The 18,441-nt window shown below is 61.3% G+C and carries 13 protein-coding genes; 2 read left to right on the top strand and 11 right to left on the bottom strand.

Annotation, left to right across the window (positions count from 1 at the left end; genetic code table 11):
- Nucleotides 1-16: 16 nt before the first annotated feature.
- From QCE79_RS23420 to QCE79_RS23430, 3 genes are read right to left on the bottom strand one after another with little or no spacing between them, the layout of a single operon-like run.
- Complete coding sequence (locus tag QCE79_RS23420) at nt 17-2,455, bottom strand: glycosyltransferase family 4 protein (protein WP_404989409.1); 2,439 nt, start codon at nt 2,453-2,455, stop codon at nt 17-19.
- Between the two features lie 23 nt (nt 2,456-2,478).
- A complete protein-coding gene (locus tag QCE79_RS23425; protein ID WP_309848186.1) occupies nt 2,479-3,990 on the bottom strand; it encodes an oligosaccharide flippase family protein in 1,512 nt (503 codons plus the stop codon).
- Nucleotides 3,991-4,005: 15 nt separating this feature from the next.
- Nucleotides 4,006-6,201 (bottom strand): hypothetical protein, encoded by a 2,196-nt coding sequence (locus QCE79_RS23430; RefSeq protein ID WP_404989401.1) that lies wholly within the window; start codon nt 6,199-6,201, stop codon nt 4,006-4,008.
- A gap of 280 nt (nt 6,202-6,481) precedes the next feature.
- Between QCE79_RS23430 and gmd the strand changes: the two genes are divergently transcribed.
- Complete coding sequence (gene gmd, locus QCE79_RS23435; protein WP_244829983.1) at nt 6,482-7,525, top strand: GDP-mannose 4,6-dehydratase; 1,044 nt, start codon at nt 6,482-6,484, stop codon at nt 7,523-7,525.
- Between the two features lie 6 nt (nt 7,526-7,531).
- On the top strand, nt 7,532-8,449 hold the full coding sequence (locus QCE79_RS23440; protein ID WP_309848187.1) for a GDP-mannose 4,6-dehydratase: 918 nt from the start codon (nt 7,532-7,534) through the stop codon (nt 8,447-8,449).
- Between the two features lie 63 nt (nt 8,450-8,512).
- Here the strand turns inward: QCE79_RS23440 and QCE79_RS23445 are convergent, their stop codons facing one another.
- From QCE79_RS23445 to QCE79_RS23480, 8 genes are read right to left on the bottom strand one after another with little or no spacing between them, the layout of a single operon-like run.
- A complete protein-coding gene (locus tag QCE79_RS23445) occupies nt 8,513-9,679 on the bottom strand; it encodes a glycosyltransferase family 4 protein (protein WP_250468645.1) in 1,167 nt (388 codons plus the stop codon).
- Nucleotides 9,680-9,739: 60 nt separating this feature from the next.
- Nucleotides 9,740-10,918, bottom strand: coding sequence for a glycosyltransferase family 4 protein (locus tag QCE79_RS23450; protein WP_309848188.1), 1,179 nt, complete (start codon nt 10,916-10,918; stop codon nt 9,740-9,742).
- Nucleotides 10,915-12,429, bottom strand: coding sequence for a glucose-6-phosphate isomerase (locus QCE79_RS23455; RefSeq protein ID WP_309848189.1), 1,515 nt, complete (start codon nt 12,427-12,429; stop codon nt 10,915-10,917). Before QCE79_RS23455 ends, QCE79_RS23450 begins: the two co-directional genes overlap by 4 nt.
- A 4-nt stretch (nt 12,430-12,433) precedes the next feature.
- Entirely contained in the window at nt 12,434-13,561 is a 1,128-nt protein-coding gene (locus QCE79_RS23460; protein WP_309848190.1) for a glycosyltransferase, read from the bottom strand.
- Nucleotides 13,558-14,529 carry a glycosyltransferase gene (locus QCE79_RS23465; RefSeq protein ID WP_309848270.1) on the bottom strand — a complete coding sequence of 324 codons (972 nt, stop codon included), beginning with the start codon at nt 14,527-14,529 and terminating at the stop codon, nt 13,558-13,560. The genes QCE79_RS23460 and QCE79_RS23465 overlap by 4 nt, the downstream gene beginning before the upstream one ends.
- A 29-nt stretch (nt 14,530-14,558) precedes the next feature.
- On the bottom strand, nt 14,559-16,790 hold the full coding sequence (locus QCE79_RS23470; RefSeq protein WP_404989410.1) for a polysaccharide biosynthesis tyrosine autokinase: 2,232 nt from the start codon (nt 16,788-16,790) through the stop codon (nt 14,559-14,561).
- A gap of 32 nt (nt 16,791-16,822) precedes the next feature.
- Nucleotides 16,823-18,019, bottom strand: a complete 1,197-nt coding sequence (locus tag QCE79_RS23475) for a polysaccharide biosynthesis/export family protein (RefSeq protein WP_404989402.1) — start codon at nt 18,017-18,019, stop codon at nt 16,823-16,825.
- The gene (locus QCE79_RS23480; protein ID WP_309848191.1) at nt 17,998-18,441 is read right to left on the bottom strand and encodes a low molecular weight protein-tyrosine-phosphatase; all 444 of its coding nucleotides are present in this window, start codon (nt 18,439-18,441) and stop codon (nt 17,998-18,000) included. Before QCE79_RS23480 ends, QCE79_RS23475 begins: the two co-directional genes overlap by 22 nt.

Consider the following 18,441-nt stretch of genomic DNA (forward strand, 5'->3'; position numbering starts at 1 on the left):
TCGAAGTTCGAGTACCTCAGCTACGCTCGCGCTTCTTCGCCTTTGCCGCCACGTCTCCGAGGATTCTCTCGACGCTCTCGACATATCGCTCGGTCCCGAATCTTTTCGTTGCGTGTACGAAGCCGCTTTCGGTCAGACGGTCGCGAAGCGGTGAATCGTCCTTGAGGCGATCCAGTATGCGCGCCAGTTCGGCGGCATCGCCGGGAGCGCAGAGCAGGCCGTTCTCGCCATCGTCGACGATATCCGTCACGCCGCCCGCACGCGTCGCAACAACGGGCCGTTTCGACAACATGCCTTCGATGATCACGCGGCCAAACGGCTCCGGCATGATCGACGTATGCGTGACCACATCGACCGCTTTCATGCACGCGGCAATGTCATCCTGAAAGCCGAGAAAATGCACGCGGTCCGCAAGCCCGTGTTCGAGTACGAAAGCACGCAGCTCGGCCTCGTACTCGTGTTCTCCAAAAAGCGCCGCGCCAACCAGAACGGCATGCATGTCCGTGCATTCGCGCAACGCTTCGAGCAGTACATGCTGACCCTTCCAGCGTGCAAGACGGCTAAAGCATCCGACGAGAAACGCATCTTGCGGCAAGCCGAACCGTGCTCGCAACTCATGCTGCGCCACCGTTTCGATGCTAGTGAAAGGCTCCGCCGATATGCCGTTGAACACGACATCGAGCCGCTCCTCGCGCAAACGCGTGAGCGCCGTGACCGCGGCCGCCGATGCCGTCGAATTGGCAATGACATGTTCGAGCATGAGCTTGGTGCACCACTTGATGATGGAAAGCTGCGTGCGCCCGAAGTGGTCCTCGCTCACGATATCGCGCAGATGCCACACCACGGGGCGCCGCGAGATCAGGCCGGCGATGGCGCCGATCACCATCGCGCGCTGCGTGTTGACGTAGATGACATCGGCATTGCGCGACTTTTCGAGCGTGCCGCGCAGGAGCTTGACGACGCCGCCCACCACGCCCGCGCCGGGACGCGTCATGCCGTCCTTGCGAACATTGCCGAGCGCTTTGCCGTCGAGCACGTCTACCTTGATGCCGACCGCTTCCAGCGCAATGCGAAACGGACCATCGTCGAAAAGAACCGTCTGCACGTCGCCACGCATGTTCTTCACCACTTCGAGCATGGAGAGTTCCGCGCCGCCGAGCGAGCCGCTTTGATCCACGGCAAGCACGCGCAAATCGCTCTTTTCTTCGACCTGAACCTCGGGCTCTGCCGGCAGCGGAGGAAGAATGAAGCGCGGCGCCACGCGTGCGACATGCGCATGGAACTGTTCCCTGAAACGCGCGTTGGAAAAGCGCTCTGCGTTCTTGCGACAGTCGGCTGGCTTGAACGTCACCGTGCCGTCTTCGAAGGCCTCGACAGCATCCACGATGGCGTCCGCCGACTGCTCCTGAAAGAACATGCCCGTGGGCTCGGCCTCCGACGCATCGCGCACGGTTTCCAATGCGCCGCCCTTGCCGTAGGCAATCACTGGCGTGCCGCACGCTTGCGCTTCGACCACCGAGATGCCGAAGTCTTCTTCCGCCGCGAAGACGAACGCTTTCGCGCGGCGCATCTTTTCGTGCAGCACGGAGAACGGCTGATACCCCATGATGCGCACGTTGGGCGTAGCCTTCGCACGGATCTTCGCCATGTCCGGGCCCTCGCCGATCACGACGAGCTTGCGCTCAGGCATCTGCGCGAACGCCTCGACGATCAGATCGATCTTCTTATACGGCACCATGCGCGACGCCGTTAAATAAAAATCGTCCTTTTCCTCGCACACGTCGAACGCGGCGACATCGACAGGAGGAAAGATCACTTGCGACGAACGCCGATAAACCTTGTGGATTCGCCGCGCAATGAAAGCCGAATTAGCGATGAAATGATTCACCGAATTCGAGGTACGTATGTCCCAGCTGCGCATGTAATGCAGCGCCATGCGTGCGATCAGCGACTTCATGCCCGCAGTGAGATTCGACTGCTTGAGATACTGATGTTGCAGGTCCCATGCGTAGCGTATGGGCGAATGCACGTAACTGACGTGCACCTGATCGGGTCCTGTCAACACACCCTTCGCTACCGCATGGCTGCTCGACAGAATGAGGTCGTAGCCGGACACGTCAAGCTGTTCTATCGCGAGCGGCATGAGCGGCAAATATGCGCGATAGCGCTTCTTCGCGAATGGCAACTTCTGGATGAACGAGGTCTTCGCCTGCTTGCCGCGCAAGAACGCTCTGTCTTCGAGGAAGTCGACGACGCTGAAAATATCCGCGTCCGGAAAGCACGCGATCATCTGTTCCAGCACACGCTCCGCGCCAGCGTAGGTCACGAGCCAGTCATGCACGATAGCGATACGCGGTACACCGTTCGCACGCGCGATACTGCGCTCGCGACGCGGCACCGACGTCATGGCTGGCGCCGGCTCGTGCAGGAAATGACGCGCTTTCGCGCTCCCCATGAACGCGTCTTCGATATTTGTTTTCATGCGTCACTCCTCGCCTTCAACGGTAAATGATTGCGTCTTCCGAAACGCGCGCCGGCCTTGCGTAACACTGCAAGCAAAAGCGCACGCAAGGCCGGCCGCGTCACCACGGACCATCCCGCATCGACGAGTGCGAGCAAGGCGGCAGCGGATATTGCATAGAGCGGATGCGCCATGGCATCGATCAGATAGCCAAGCACCAGCCCCGCGAGCAGAAACGCGAGATGGGCAAGCATGTCGAGCGCAATCGGGGTTGCGCGCACACGGGTCAGCCACAAGAGCACCGCGTAGTCCGCAAGCGCTCGCAGGGCAACCACGCTTGCGGCGCCAACGGGCCCGTATCGTTGGATGCCGAACCATAGAAGCGCCACGAAGAACGGCAACTGGAAGAGTCCTGCACGTGCAGCCGAAGCGGGGTTGATCTGCGACTGAATGAGGATGCGCGTGACGCTCGCCTGACCGACGAGCCATACACCGATCACGAGAATGCGGCCTACCGGCGCGCTTGCGATGGCGAGGTCAGCGCCGATCCACACATGCAGGAACGGTTCGAGCACGAGCATCGCGAAGATCGCGAGCGGCGTAAATACGCCATTGAGGAATTCGAGCGATGTCGCGGCCATCTTGCCGGCGTCGCTGCGATCGATCGATGAAAGGCGCGGAAACAGCGTGCGCACCATCGCGTTGGGCAGCATGTTGAGACGCGTGACGAGGTTCTGCGGCACCGTGTAATACGTGACGAAACGCGCGCCGAGATGCGCGCCGAGCAGAACGCGATCGAGCGAATCGGTGAGCATGGAGGTCATCGTTGAGACCAGCATCCAGCCGCCGAAGCGGAAGAGTCCGCCCGTAACGGCACGCTTCGGCCAATCGATGCGGCGTATCGCCAGCAGCTTCAGACTCGCTCTTCCAAGCAGAATGGCCGCAAGCAATCTCGCGACGACCGCGGCAGCCAGCACCGTTTGCAGATTGGCCGCGATGAACCACGCAGCACCGAGCGGCAGCAACTGGAACAGGAAAGTGCCGAAGGTCTGATTGGCGTTATAGATGCCGAAGCGTTCCATCGCGTTGATCGCGCCAGCAAAAACCCACGACACATTGGCAATGGGAATGGCGAGCGCGAGCCACGGCAACGCGCGATAAACCTCATGCTGCAAGGCCGGTGCGGAGTGCGCCACATACGCCGTATAGAGAAACGCGCCGAAGTAGATGGCGAGGCCGCCTGCGACGCCCGTCGCGAAGTTGAGCCACACCGCGCTCGAGAAGACCTGCGCGCGCTGTGCCATATCCCCGGCCGAATGCGCTTTCGCTATCTGATGTTGCGCGGCCATGCTCATGCCGAGATCGAGAATCCCGAAGTAGCCGATCAGCGTCCATACGAGACTGATCACGCCATAACGCTCCACGCCTACGAGGTGGATATAGGCAGGCACCGTTGCAAGCGATACGAATGTCGGCAGGATCAACCCGACGAAGTTGATGCCGACGTTTCTGACCATGCTCTTTTCCATCGGTTCCTCGCGAATTCATGTGCCGGGTTTCCAGAGGTACATCATCACCTTGCCTCGTGCGTCTTCCTCGACGAACACCAGGTACTCGCCATCGCCGCGCTTATAGGCGCTCACGCCATTGGGTACGTCCACCCAGCCCGACGCATGACCGACTTCCGCCCCCGGCTTGATTACGCCTACCTCTTTGCCGGAGTCCTTGTCGAACACGTGCACGTCGCCAACAGGCTCGACCGCGAACACGTATTGCCCTTCGACGGTCACACCAATCACGGTCGATAGCGGCTTCTTCTGCGTATCCCACGGCAAGTCGATTGCATAGCGTTGATGCGGGCCGTCGGACCAGTGGTCGTAGCGCACGAGGCGCTTGCCGACCTCTTTCCAATAGCGCTTGTCGTAAGGCGCGTCCGCTGTATAACCGGTGACATAGAGCGTGTCGCTTGCCGCGTCGTAGATCGCGCGGCGCAATTCGGTGAACGGCGCGGGAACGGGGTACGTCTCGATGTTTTCGTAGTCGTAGACAGGATTGCCTTGCTTGTCGAGGCCGCCATAGCGCAGGCGATAAATGCCCTTCACGTCGCTCGTGCGCCAGATGTCGCCTTTGATATCGACCCACCAGCCCCAGCCGCCAGTCATGCGCGCAGTGCCCGGATTACGCTTGAATTCGCTTTCGTCGAAGCGGCCGTTGCCATTGCTATCGCGCCAAATCCACTCGCCGCCTTCGGGGCGGTTCGGCACGTTCTGCACGGGGCGTGGTCTTCCCGCGATAAAGCCCGAGGGAATTGCCAGCTCGCCGTCATGCTTCGCATCGAAGCGATAGATCTTCATGCGATCCGCATACATGTCGGTCAGATACAGGAACGTGCGGCCATCGAGTTTTCTTGCGATAGGCATGCCCGGCCATTGATCGACGTGGAACACCGGATCGTCGGGATACTTGAAGCGGCCCGACAGAAAGCCCGCGTATTTCCAGTCCTGTCCCGCAGGCTTTGACAGATCCAGCTCGAACCGCTTGTTGCCGGTAAAGACGCTATTGGGGCGGCCCGGATCGATCCACGCGCCATCGACGAAAAGAAGCCCTTGCGTCTGCCAACGCAACGCGCCATTGGCGGCATAGCTTTCCAGCGTCGCGCCAAGACCGGCGCCCGTCGAACCTGTGCGTGGCCCTATTCCGTTCGTCGATACATAGACGTTGCCAGCGGCATCGACACCCACGCCTGTCAGGCCATTGAAGCGACGCGGGCCCGGCGTTCCCGCAACGCCGGAGAAGATGCCGCCGCGCTCGCCCAACGCGCCAGCTTCGAGATAAGCATTCGCCTTGCGCAAAAAGAACAACACTTGCTGACGCGGCCCGTTATCGGCTAAAAGCAGACGCCCTTCTCTGTCGATGGCGATATCCACCGCGCTGCTATCGGCATTCAAGCGCGGCGCATCGTCCAATACCGCGCCCGATGCGGCGTAATGCGCGATGCGCGGATGATCGCCATTGCTCTCCACGATCGCCCATAAGGAACCATCCGCCGACAGCGCGATTTTCCCCGGCTGCGGCGCGCTCCATTGCGCTTCTTTTTGCATCGACTGCGCGTCATAGACTTCGATGCGATTCAGCGCCGTGTTCGCCACATAAAGCCTTGTTTCGCTTGCAGCAAGACCGCTTACGTCCTGTCGTGCGTCGTTCGACTCGTTGATCGTGAGGAAGCTGCGCGCCAGCGTGGCGCGCGGGTCCTTTTCGTCCAATGCACTCGCACCGAAAGGCACGGGACGCTTGACGTCGTTGATATCGCGACGCGATACGCCCCACCACTGCTTGCCCGCAGGCGGCCACACGCCTTGCTTGACGAGCCGGCCTCGTTCGTTACTTACGCCGACGGCGACAAATACATAGCGCGAATTCACTGCAACGGCATTGCCGCCGGAAGCGCCCCATCCATGCGTGCCGCCGGCGTAACTCGACATGCGGCCATCGCGATACACGCTCGCTTCCGCGCCGCTTTCGTCCCACGGCGCATTGGTGAACACGCGGCCATCGGGCGCAACGGCAATCGCCGTGATGTTGATCTGCGTCCATGTGCCGTCGCCAAAGCCCGACGTATTGCCTATCCACGATGTCTTTGCATCGAGCACGGGCGGCGTCGCGAATGCGCCAGCCGCCACGCACGCGAGCGGCAAACAGATCAGCTTGCAAACGGAAGTGAAGAACGAATTACGCCGCAACGGGGCCTCCGATAAAACTGCGTGCACGCCGGTGCGCTCGATGCATCGGGACGTCGTCTGGTCGCATCAACGAGAAGAGTCGCGGTCCGACGCTTTGCAGGTTAGAGGCCAAATAAAGCTAAAAAAACGAAAAATATTCGTCTGCTAAATGGCGTTCGCATGGCTTAAGAAACGTCTTTTCCTAAGCGCCGAATAGCGCGCTCATTAAAAATTGCTAAAGGTTTTTTTCCGATTTCTTTTGCCTAGAATCGCCTCATGACATCACCGAAGAGGTAACACCATGGCCACGCAGAACAAGGCGATCATCACCGGAGTATCGGGGCAGGACGGCGCGTATCTTGCCAAGCTGCTGCTCGACAAGGGTTACGAAGTGGTCGGTACGTATCGGCGCACGAGCTCGGTGAATTTCTGGCGAATCGCGGAACTCGGTATAGACCGGCATCCGAAGCTCAAGCTGGTTGAGCACGATCTGACCGATCTCGGTTCGAACCTGCGTCTGCTCGAATCCGCCGAAGCAAGCGAGCTCTATAACCTCGCGGCGCAAAGCTTCGTGGGCGTCTCCTTCGATCAGCCTTCGACGACCGCGGGCGTCACGGGCTTAGGCGCACTTAATCTGCTCGAAGCCGTGCGCGTGATCGATCCGACGATCCGCTATTACCAGGCATCGACATCGGAGATGTTCGGCAAGGTGCAGGCGATTCCGCAATCGGAGGAGACGCCCTTTTATCCGCGTAGCCCATATGGTGTGGCCAAGCTGTTCGCTCATTGGACGACGATCAATTATCGCGAGTCGTACAACATCTTCGGATGCAGCGGCATCTTGTTCAATCACGAATCGCCGTTGCGTGGCCGTGAATTCGTCACGCGCAAGATCACGGATACGGTTGCAAAAATAAAGCTCGGCAAGGAAGAGTTGCTCGAGCTTGGCAATCTCGACGCAAAGCGCGACTGGGGCTTTGCCGCCGAATACGTGGAAGGCATGTGGCGCATGCTGCAGGCGAGCGAGCCCGATACTTATGTGCTCGCCACCAATCGCACGGAGACGGTACGCGACTTCGTGCGCATGGCATTTGCCGCAGCGGGTTATCAACTTGAATGGGCCGGTAAAGGCGAGCGCGAACGCGGTATCGACATATCGACGGGACGCACGCTGGTGCGCGTGAACCCGAAGTTCTATCGTCCGGCGGAAGTGGATTTGTTGATTGGCAGCGCGGACAAGGCACGCGAAAAGCTGGGCTGGCATCCCACGACCACGCTCGAAGCGCTCTGCCAGATGATGGTGGAAGCGGACCTGAAGCGTAACGAATTGCAGCCTACCTTCTGAACGCCCATGCCTCGTCGCGCACTCATAACCGGGCTCTCCGGCTTCACGGGCCGCCACATGGCGGCGCATTTGATGAACGCAGGCTACGACGTCTGGGGCACCACGTCCGCTTCGCCGGAAGCCGATGTCCCCAATGTCGTCGGCCTGCCCGTCGATCTGCTCGACGCTGACGCCCTCAAGTCATTCGTCGCCGATGCGCGGCCCGATGTCGTCGTGCACCTGGCGGGCGCGGCGCATGTCACGGGCAACACGCCGAGCACGACTTATCTCGTGAATATCGTCGGCACGCGTAACCTGCTTGCCGCGCTCGCCGCGCTCGACCGCAAGCCGCGCGCGGTCTTGCTTGCAAGCACGGCCAATGTGTATGGCAACGCAGCGGTGGAAGTGATCGATGAAGATGTCGATATCAAGCCCGCCAACGACTATGCGGTCAGCAAGCTCGCTATGGAACAGGCATCGCGGCTATGGATGGACCGGTTGCCGATCTTCTTCGTGCGGCCGTTCAACTATACGGGCGTGGGGCAAAGCGAAGACTATGTGTTGCCGAAGATCGTCGGGCACTACGCACGGCATGAAGCGCGCATCTCGCTCGGCAATCTGAATGTGTCGCGCGACTTCTCCGATGTACGGGACGTGGTGGCCGCCTATGCGAAATTGCTCGAAGCGGCGCCTGCGGGTGAGACGTTCAATATCTGCTCCGGGCGTAGTCATTCGCTTGGCGAGGTGCTTGAAATGCTTGCGCGCATAGCCGGCTACAAGATCGATGTATTCGTCGATCCGCGTTTCTTGAGACGCAATGAGATCGCGCGGCTCGTCGGGTCCAATCGCAAGTTGCGGCGGGTGATCGGGCAAGTGCCGGCTACACCGATCGATCGCACGTTGGAGTGGATGTACGAGTATATGAGCGCGCGAGTAGCGGTCTGATTTGCGCTTGAGCGTCGATTAAAAGCGCTTCGGCGGTTATCCGCGGAAGCGCTTTATCGTTTTTCAATGCACCGGTCCCGCTTCAATCGCTTCCTCATAAACCGCAGCCACGCGCCGCGCAATCACGCCGCGATCGAAATGTTCCCACGCGTAACGCCTGCAATCCGCCTCGTTCGGGAGATCGAGCGATCCATCGAACGCGGCGATCAGTCCATCGGCGATAGCATCCGCGCCGGTTGATGCCAGCACGAGGTCCTCGGATAGTCCACGTACCGCTTCTGGCAAGCCACCAACCGGCGTAACCAGCACCGGCGTTCCCGAAGCCAGGGATTCCACGGTAATCAAGCCAAAGCCTTCCAGCGCGACTGTCGGCACGATACTCACATCGGCGGAACGATAAAGCGCGGCGAGCTGCTCATCGGGCACGAAGCCGAGCAGGCGCACGTTATCCTGTAAGCCCGCTGCATCGATACGCTGCTGCAACTCATCCGCAAGCCGGCCTTTGCCCGCGATCAGCAGTAGCACATCGGGGATCTTCGCTTTCACGCGCGTCATCGCGTCGATCAGCGATTCGAGTCCCATGCGCCGCACGAGCCGCCGCACCGCGAGCACGATCGGTCTTCCCACCGGCAATTGCAGACGCCTGCGCGCTTCGGTGCGCGTCATCTTAAGGTCGAATTGCGCAACGTCCACGCAGCCCGGCACCACGCGAATGCGCTCTTCCGGCACGCCATAGCGCGTGCTCAAAATCTGCCCGAACGCTTCCGACAAGACGATCAGCCGCGAAGAACGCGCATACACGCGCCGCTCCAGCATGAACTTCGCGCGCTGCCCGAACGAGTCGGCGCCTTCCACATGACTCTCATCCGCCCAAGGCCCCTGAAAATGCGATACCTGCGCGATGCCGCGCGTCACATCGAGACCAGGAAACGTATAAAGCGCGAAGTGCGAGGAGACGACATCGGGACGCTCACTCTTCAAGGTATCGCGCAATGCGTTGCGCGCATTCATCAGGCGTCGCGGCAACGACTGCGCGGCGGGACCGAAGCCGCGAATCGCGCCGCCCGTATCGACAGCCACTCGAGGCGAGCCCGCGACCACGCCGCGCACTTCGACGCCCGCTGCGGGCAGCGCACCGACCAGCGTGTAATACATGCGATCGAGTCCGCCCGCGCGCTCGGGGAACCAATGCATACCGATTTGCAGGGACTTGATAGTGTGCGTGCTCATGTGTGGGTCCAAGGTCGGGTTAGTCTCGGGATAAGCTCGGGATAATCTCGGGTTGAGCGGTCAGACGCCTGTTTGCGCGGAGGTTGCAGCAAGCGGGGCGGGTGAACGCTCACGCTGCGCGAAGCTGCGATAAAGGTCGAGGTAACGACGCGCCATGCGCGCCCAGTTGAAATTGGTCGCGAGTTGCGTCGCCGCTTCGCCCATTTCGGCGCGACGTGCGGGCGAATGCGCCAACGTATCGATGGCGCGTGCGAGTGCCAGTTCATCGTCGGGATCGTCGAGCACGATGCCGCACGTGTCGCCTATGATCTCCGCGCCACCAGCCGTTTGCGCCGTCACCACGGGAAGACCCGCTGCAAGCGCTTCGAGCAGCGAAAGACTCATGGCTTCATAACGCGAGGGAAACACAAAGACATCGACAGAATGCATCAAGGTCGGCATGTCCTTGACGAGCCCGAGAAAATGCACGCGGTCCGCAATGCCGAGAATGCGCGCCTGCTCCGGATAAGGACTGCCCGGCAGATAACCCGCCACGACGAGCTGCACGCTACGCGGCAGACCCACCAGCGCTTGCAGCACCGTTTGAAGGTTTTTGCGCGGCGTGCGCAAGTCGCCGACGAAGAGCAACAGGCATGCGTCATCGGGGAGACTGAACATCGCGCGGTTCTTGCTCGCATGCGAGAACGCGGCGGTGTCCACGCCGTTATAAACCACTTCGACACGATTTCGCTCTATACCGCCCGCGCGTATCTCCTCGGCCACTTTCTCCGATACCGCCGCGATCACACGCGAGCGTCGATAAGCCCATCCTTCGAGCCACGCATTCATGCGGCTATAGATCACCTGATACGCCGACCAGACACCTCCGCTCAAGCGAAACGGATAATACGGGCTACGCGTCCAGCCGCCATGCACGAAGTGCGCGGTGTTCACGTCGGCCTTCGCCCACGTGATGAAGCCATTCACGTGCAGGACATCGTATTCATCGCGATGCGTGCGCAACCACCAGGCGCTCTTGATGGCGAAGACCTGTTGCTTGAGCAGCCGCGTCGGCCAGTAGCGGCCCGCTGTCACGCGCACCCAGCGCAATCGCGGGTTTTGCAGCAGTTCGGGCGCGACATGCGACGCAATCAGCGTCACGTCATGCCCTTCCGCGAGCGCCGCGCGTGCAATCTCGTAGTTGACGCGCCCCTGGCCGTCGTTATGACGCACGACGTGCGTGACGATCGCGATCTTCATCGGCTTGACCTCGTGATGGAAGGAGAAAACGTGGCGCGCCGGCGCGTGAGCTTGGCATGATGGCGCGCGGCGATGATCGAAAAGAGGCTCATGAACAGCAACGATCCGCCCGTACTGACGAAGGTGTTCGCGAACACGAGAATGCCGACCATCGAAAATGAAAGACTCAGGCACGCTTGCGCGAACTTGTCGTCGCGCAGGGAAAATGAAGCGCGTAACGCACGCACGAGCAAGAGGCCCACGCCCGCGACATACATCAATCCGCCGGGCCAGCCGAGCACGAACGGCACGTTCATGAGGCCGCTATCGAAGCTGCCGTATTTGCCAAGATCACCGTTTGCGCTCGCGAGTTTCGTCGAGGTTCCGGTAGCGCCAAAACCTTCGCCGGTGACATCGGTGAAGGCGGTGACCATGAAGTTCGCATAGAACTCGTTGCGTGCCGCGTAGCTGCTGTCGTCGCTCAGGTTGGTCATGGTCTGCAGACGCGTGCCCAGACGGTCGGCAATCGGCCCGACGGTCATCAAAGGGATCGAGATTCCGACGAGCACGATAGCGCCAAGCAGTATCCGTAAGCGCACGCGGTTGCTTGCCTTGATGAGCTGCAACACCATCGAGATGATCCATCCGCCCCACGCCGAGCGCACGAGCGAAAGACCGAACGATACGAAGCCGAGACCGCCAGCAATCCATTTGATGCGCTGCGTGCCCGCCATCACGAAGGTCAGCGCGGCCATGACCACGAGCGCAAATGGCCCTGACGAGTTCATCGTGCTGAATACACGCACGCCGAGCGGCACCGGCTCGCCTTGCGAGTTCATCTGCGAGCCGATCATCCACATGGCGTCCCACGGCGGCATGACGAAGAATTGCACGATGCCGTATGCGCCCATGATGAAGAGGCCCCACACGAACGTATCGAGCATGACCTTGCGATACTTCGGATACTCGTGCGCATTCACGAGAATGTGAAAGCCGATCAGCACCGGATAAAGCCAGTTCGCGAGGTCGTAAGTGGCGGCCATCGGCCCGCTCGCGGCCACGCCGATGAGATACGCATACGCAATACCGAGCAGCATCAGCAGCACCGGCAGGCCGCGCCGTTGCGCAAGCACGCGATATTGCCGCAAGAGCGTGATGCCGCAGATCATCGTGACGACGAGTGGCGCAATCTGAATGAGACTAGTCGGCGTGAAGCCGCCCTTGCCCCAGTCCGCGAGACGCCGCACTTCGGGGCTCAGAAACCAGACCCACCACATGAAACCCACATAACGCGCCGGGCTCTTGAAGTAGAGCCATAGCGCGGCAAGCGTGGCCATCAACGGGAAGGCGAGCGTGAGCACGGTGCCTTGCTTGGCGAGCACGAGCAGCGTCGTCAAGCCCCAGACGATGGCTTGCGCGGTCCACTCCGGTGCGCCCTTGCGCGTGTGCGTCGAGTCCTCGCGCACCTTGCCGATGCGACCGGCGAGATTGCGTGGCGCGCGCGGGGAATGAGGAAGCGTGGGCGCGGTCATCGCATCAACTCGTGCGGTGCGTCGGTTGTGAACGCGTATGCATGTTGCGTCCGAACGAAGGACGCAGCGCCTCGCGCGTAATCCTCACGTGCTGCAGCGCGAATTCCCGCGTGGTGTAGTCCTGCTCGATGAAATGCCGCAGCGCCGCTTGTGCGCGATGAAGCGCAAGCGCCGGGTTCGAGCGCATGTCATCGAGCGCGCGGCGCATGGCGGCGGAATCGTGCGCGGGCACATAGGCGACATGTCCTGCGCCGAAGTAGTCGCGCAGGCCACCGACATCGGTGACGATCACGGGCTTGCCAAGCGCGATGGCTTCGAGCAGCACCGTCAGCCCCGAGGCATGCGTATTCGCGCGCAATGGCACGACGATCACGTCGGCCCAATCGTAGACCTCGCGCGCCGCCTTGAGACCGATTGCAGGCGCAACATGAACATTCGATGCACGTAAGGCCGCCGGCACCCGGCGACGCGTTGCAATTCGCACTTCATAACGCGCGTCGTTGCGAAACGCGGCGGCAAGCGTCGGCCAGTCGCGGTCACGGTCATTGCCAATTGCGCCGATGCGCACCGGCGCGTGCGGCGTCCATTCGCGCGGCGCTTGCACCGTGAAGTCCTGCATGTTCAGACCATAGAAGACTTGGGTTGCTTCACGGTCGAAGTATTCGCGCACCAGCGCTGCATTCACGCTGGAATGCGTGGTGAGAATATCGGCCCGGTCGATCAGCTTGCGATACACCCAGCGACGTAACGCGCCATAACCCGCCCACTTGTCGAGCAACCAGATCGACTGCGCGAGCAAGAGCGGCGAGCCTGGCGACTCCTTGCGCCGGCCTTTGAGAAGCAGCAACAGCGCGACCGAAAGATGCTCGTGCTCCGTATGCGTCCATACGACATCCGAGGACAAGATGTCATCGCGATTGCGCCACGTATGAATGAAGTCGAACCCTACGATCGCCTTCAGCGCGCGCCGCAAGATGCGCATCGGCTTACCTTCGGCGGCATCGCGTGAATAGGAAAGCACGAACTCCGGCGATTCGGCATGGTGATAGCCGTAGAGGCAGCCGATCTTGTCGCCGGAACGGTAGTGCCGTGGGTCCGCGCCATGAAAGAGATGCACGTGCACGTGAGTCATAGCGTCCTCGCGGCGTGAATGGATTGCGTGGCGTCATCGCGCGAATGTCGTGCATCGCGGCGCGCTTCATATGCGCCTCGTCGAACCGCGCGCCAGCGTTGCCATGCGCGCGGCAATCCGAAACGCGCGGCAGCAAGCGCGTGCAGCGCACCCGGATACACGCGCGTACCGATCAACGCATACCAAAGCCACGCGACCTCGCGATCGAACGATGCCAGTTGTTCGCTCAGGATCAGATGGAAGTTGTAGGCCGCGTCCTCTAATGCGTTGAGCGTTTGCGCGTCGCGGCGGTCATCGTCGAAACGTTCTGCCGGGAAGTGATCCACCGCGATCAGCGGGTCGTACATCACATGCCATCCCGCGCGCTCCACGCTCATGCTGAAGGCCATGTCGTTATGCACTTGCGCGCCCGCGCCGCGCAAACGCGTATCGAAGCGCAGCATCGCCACGGCCACGCGCCGATAGCTCATGTTCGCGCCCTTCAGCATGCGTACACGGCGCGCCGCGCCCACGCCGAGATGATGATTGCCGACAATGCGCCCCGTGCGCCGGATCACGCCCACCTCCTCGCGCGACGCATCCAGCACGCGGCCTTTCTCGTGGACCCAGTCGCGTCCGCCGATTGCGCCGAGCCGCGTATCGCGCGCGAATGCCGTGACGATGCGCGCGGTCCAGTCGGGGCGCGGCGCCGCATCGTCGTCCGTGATGGCGATGATGTCGCCCTGCGCGGCCTCCAGCCCGCGATTGAGTGCCGCGACCTGGCCACCCGCGCCGGTATCGATCACGCGCAACGTAAAGCCGTTCGCGCTTTTCATCTCGATGGCGAGACGTCGCGCGGTCGCATCGTCTTCCGGACGCGCAATGACCAGCACTTCATCGGGCAGATGCGTCTGCGCGCGCAATGCGGCAAGACAGCGCTTGAGGTCCGCCGGACGCCGATAAGTCGGCACCAGCACGGAAACTTTCAGAGTCATGGCTCGTTCCTCTCGAATCGACTTCATGCGCTCAAATATTCTTCCGTGCTCGCGTAATGCGAGCGCCCGTAGCCGCGTGCCCGCAATGGCGTGCCATTGAGAATCGCGCCCTGCACCGCGATGCCCGCCGTGCGCAAACGGCGCGTGGCTTCGCTGATCTCCGCTTCGTTATGTGCGCCGGAGCGCAGCACGAGGAAGTTGGCGCCCGCGAGCTTGCCGACGATCAGCGCATCCGTGACTGCGAGCACCGGCGGCGTATCGACGATGATTGCGTCGTACGCGCGGCTCAGGCCATCGAGATACTGCTGAAGACGCGGCGACATCAATAGCTCCGAAGGATTCTCCGGACGCTTGCCTGCGGCAAGAAACCCGAGCGATGGAATGCGCGTCGTGCGTATCGCTTCTTCGAGCCCGATGTTCCCCGCAAGCAACTCGGCAAGACCCGGCACGCGTTCGCCGTCGAAGGAACGTTCGAGCTTGCCGCGTCGCATGTCGGCGTCGATCAGCAAGACTTTCTTGCCGGTCGCCGCGAGCAGCACGGCAAGATTCACCGCCAGAAAGCTCTTGCCGACGCCTGCTGCTGGCCCCGTGAACATGACGACGCGATTGCGCGATTCCATCAACGCGAATTGAATCGACGTGCGCAGGCTGCGCATGATCTCGACGGTGACATCGTTCGGACGCATGGTCGCGAGGATCGGCGTCTCGCGCAGACGATCGCCACGGTTCTGATAGCGGCGCGCGTCGGTATCGAACTTGATCTGTTCCGCGCTTTGCGGCACGAGGCCGAAGATAGGCAATGCAGCGACACGTTCGAGTCTTTCCGGATCGTCGATGCCCTTGAAGATCGCGCGCCGCGCAAACACGAAACCCGTGCCGAGGATCAAGCCGAGAATCACGGCCGCCGACATGATGAGTACTTTCTTCGGCTTGACGGGATCGCCCGGACGCAGCGCGGCATCCACGATATGCACGTTGCCGCCCGTTCCCGCGCGCTGCACGGACAATTCCTGCACGCGATTGAGCAGCAGCACGTAGATGTCTTCGGCCACTTTTGCATCGCGCTGCAAGGCGACCGCCTTCACTTCGGATTGCGGCAGATCGCGAAAACGCGATGCATAACGTTCGCGTTGCACTTCGAGTTGCGAGAGCTGATCGCGCGCGGTCTGCAATGCGGGATGCGCGTTACCGTAACGCTGCTCGAGCGACGAAATCTGCAAACGTAGCGCGGAAATCTGCGCTTCATAGTTGATGCTGCCTTCGAGATAGACCTTGGCTTCGTCGCTTGCGTTGATGACGCCCGCTTGCCTTTGATACTCGGTCAAAGCCGCTTCCGCGCGCTGAAGATCGGACTTCAGACGCGGCTCTTCGCTGCGCAGGAATTCGAGCATCTTGCTGGCGTCGGCCTGCTTGCTCTCGATATGCTGACGCAGATAAGACTGCGCCAGCGCATTGGCGATTTCCGCCGCCTTGTCCGGATTCTGATTTTCGAGCGATATTTGAATCACGCCGGTCTGCTTGCCTTGCTCCGTCACCGTGATACCCGATTGAAACGCGCCGATGGCGCTCAGGTCGTTCGCGCGCATTACCTTGAACTGCGTGCCGGGGCGCGCCACGAGCTTCGTCACCAGCAGCGTCACGCCATTGCCGCTTGCGCTTGCGCCGGCCCTGCCTTGCAAGAGCGCATGACCGTCCGGATCGACGAGCGAAAAACGTTCATCGCCGAGTGCGGTGAGGATCAGGTCCTTGCCTTCGTAGCGCGGTTCGACATCGACGGAATCGACGTCGATCACCTCGCCGCCCCACGCGTATTTCGTCATGCCGAACCAAGGTTTCGCGGGCTGGCCGGGCGTCGCGAACCGCGCCGCGATGCTGCCGAAAAACGGCATCGTCATGGGCGATACCGCGAAGTTCAGCTTGCATTGATCGACCACCGGCGCGACCACGCCACGGCTCTTGATGATCTCTATTTCCGCATCCGTCGGCAGCGCGCTCGATCCGCTGTTGATGGCCTGACCCGTCTGCGTCTGCGTCAGCGCTTGCGACGTGTTGTCGTTGGTCTCGACGCGCACGTGCGCGTCGGCGGAGTAGATGGGCCGCGCGAGATAGCAGTACACGGCCGCCGCCGCGATGACGAAAGCAGCGACGCCGATCAGCCACCAGATATCGTCGATCACGGCCTGGATCAGATTGCCGAGGACCACGTCCTCTTCATCCGGCTTTTGCAAATAAGGATGAGCTTGCATATCCACGATTCGGCTCCCGCCACGGGTAATGGTTGAAACGCTCAGCGCGTCAGTTGCTTCAGGTAGAAGATCGTCTGCAGCGGCGGCACCACGGGAGTGATCAGGCGAGTGAACTGCACAGCTCCAGCCGTGCCTACATAGTACAGGTCTTGCGGACGAAGCTGAAATTGCGTCGACAGCAAGAGCGAATCCGGTTGCGACATGTCCAGGCGATAGATGTCCGGCTGCGAAGGATTCGCACGCACGCCGCGCACGACATAAATCTGGCGCACGTTGGCGTCGGTATCGAGCACGCCGCCCGCTTGCGTGAGCGCATCCGCAATCGATGCACGGCCGCGCACCATGTTCACCGGCATCGGCGTCTTCACTTCACCCATCACGAAGATGCGGCTGTCGTAGCGGTCCGGGATGTTGAGGATGTCGCCCGATTGCAGCATGACGTTCTGCGAGACATCGCCGCGATCGAGCATGCCGTTTGCATCGAGTACATAGAGCTTGCCGCCGCGCGTGAGGCGCACGCGCTGCAGGTCGGCTTCTGTCGTCGTGCCGCCAGAACGCGTGATGGCATCGACGAGCGTGAGCGGTACATCGCTCACGGCGAGCGGACCCGGCGTCTTCACTTCGCCCGTCACCGCGATCTTTTGACTGCGATAGGCCAGCACGCGCACATCGAGCTGCGGGTTCTTGATATACGGCGAGAGCTTGGCCGCGAGTTCGTCGCGAATCTCGCCGACGGTCTTGCCCGCCACACGCGTCTTGCCGATGAACGGAAAGAAGATGTAGCCGTCCGCGGAGACCGTCTGACCGTATGGGTCGGCCTGTCCCGGCAAAGCCTGCGTATAAGGCTGCGCCAGCGCGCCCGCGACGGTTTGCGTGGTGTTGCCGCCCATCGACAGGGTGCTGCCTTGCGGCGTCGTCAGTTCGGGGTGATCCCAGAGCGTTACGCCTAGAATGTCCTGCGGCGCCACGCGATAAACGTATTGCGATTCGTCGGCGAAGCGCGCGGGCGGCAAGGGTTGCGCGACTTCAGGCGCGGTCATTTCCTCTGCGACGACTTGCGCCGTGATCAGACGCACGGGATAGGTCGCGGTCGGCGTGGGGTCGTTGTCCTGCAGACGCGATGTGTTCAGGAAGTTTCCCGGTGTGGCGGCACATCCGGCAATCAAGGCCGACAAAAAGGTCGTCAGCAAAATCGAGTACTTAGACAAGCGCGAAATCAGCATATTTTGTTTAGCCATCCAAGGACCAGACGTTCGATGAGTCCGACACTCTCCCGATAAGCGGCTTCATGGCCGCCATACGGGTCTGTCACCTCCGAGTCTTCCCACTTGCCTAAGAGATGCACCTTGCCGCGCGTCGTGGGCGCGAGTTGTGAAATCGCATCGATCTGTTTGCGCTCGGGCACGAGGATCAATTCGGCATCGCGCGCCATTTGACGATTGAAGCGGCGCGAGCGATGCCCCGACGAATCCAGCCCGAGTTCGGCGAGCAGACGCTGCATGGTCGGGTCGATGTCGTCGCCTTCATGCGCATAGAGACCCGCCGAACGAAACTCGATCGGACGGCCACCGCGCCGCGCGAGATGCGCACGAAAGAGCGCTTCGGCGGCGGGGCTTCTGCAGATGTTGGCGTGACAGACGATCAATACGCTTCCGAACAT

Source organism: Caballeronia sp. LZ003 (assembly GCF_031451465.1).
Lineage (GTDB): Bacteria > Pseudomonadota > Gammaproteobacteria > Burkholderiales > Burkholderiaceae > Caballeronia.

Excerpts from the sequence above, each read along its gene's own strand:
- QCE79_RS23425 (WP_309848186.1), bottom strand. The coding sequence starts at position 3,990 with ATGGAAAAGAGCATGGTCAGAAACGTCGGCATCAACTTCGTCGGGTTG.
- QCE79_RS23480 (WP_309848191.1), bottom strand. The coding sequence starts at position 18,441 with ATGTTCGGAAGCGTATTGATCGTCTGTCACGCCAACATCTGCAGAAGC.
- QCE79_RS23420 (WP_404989409.1), bottom strand. The coding sequence starts at position 2,455 with ATGGGGAGCGCGAAAGCGCGTCATTTCCTGCACGAGCCGGCGCCAGCC.
- QCE79_RS23450 (WP_309848188.1), bottom strand. The coding sequence starts at position 10,918 with ATGAAGATCGCGATCGTCACGCACGTCGTGCGTCATAACGACGGCCAG.
- gmd (WP_244829983.1), top strand. The coding sequence starts at position 6,482 with ATGGCCACGCAGAACAAGGCGATCATCACCGGAGTATCGGGGCAGGAC.
- QCE79_RS23440 (WP_309848187.1), top strand. The coding sequence starts at position 7,532 with ATGCCTCGTCGCGCACTCATAACCGGGCTCTCCGGCTTCACGGGCCGC.
- QCE79_RS23455 (WP_309848189.1), bottom strand. The coding sequence starts at position 12,429 with ATGACCGCGCCCACGCTTCCTCATTCCCCGCGCGCGCCACGCAATCTC.
- QCE79_RS23475 (WP_404989402.1), bottom strand. The coding sequence starts at position 18,019 with ATGGCTAAACAAAATATGCTGATTTCGCGCTTGTCTAAGTACTCGATT.
- QCE79_RS23460 (WP_309848190.1), bottom strand. The coding sequence starts at position 13,561 with ATGACTCACGTGCACGTGCATCTCTTTCATGGCGCGGACCCACGGCAC.
- QCE79_RS23445 (WP_250468645.1), bottom strand. The coding sequence starts at position 9,679 with ATGAGCACGCACACTATCAAGTCCCTGCAAATCGGTATGCATTGGTTC.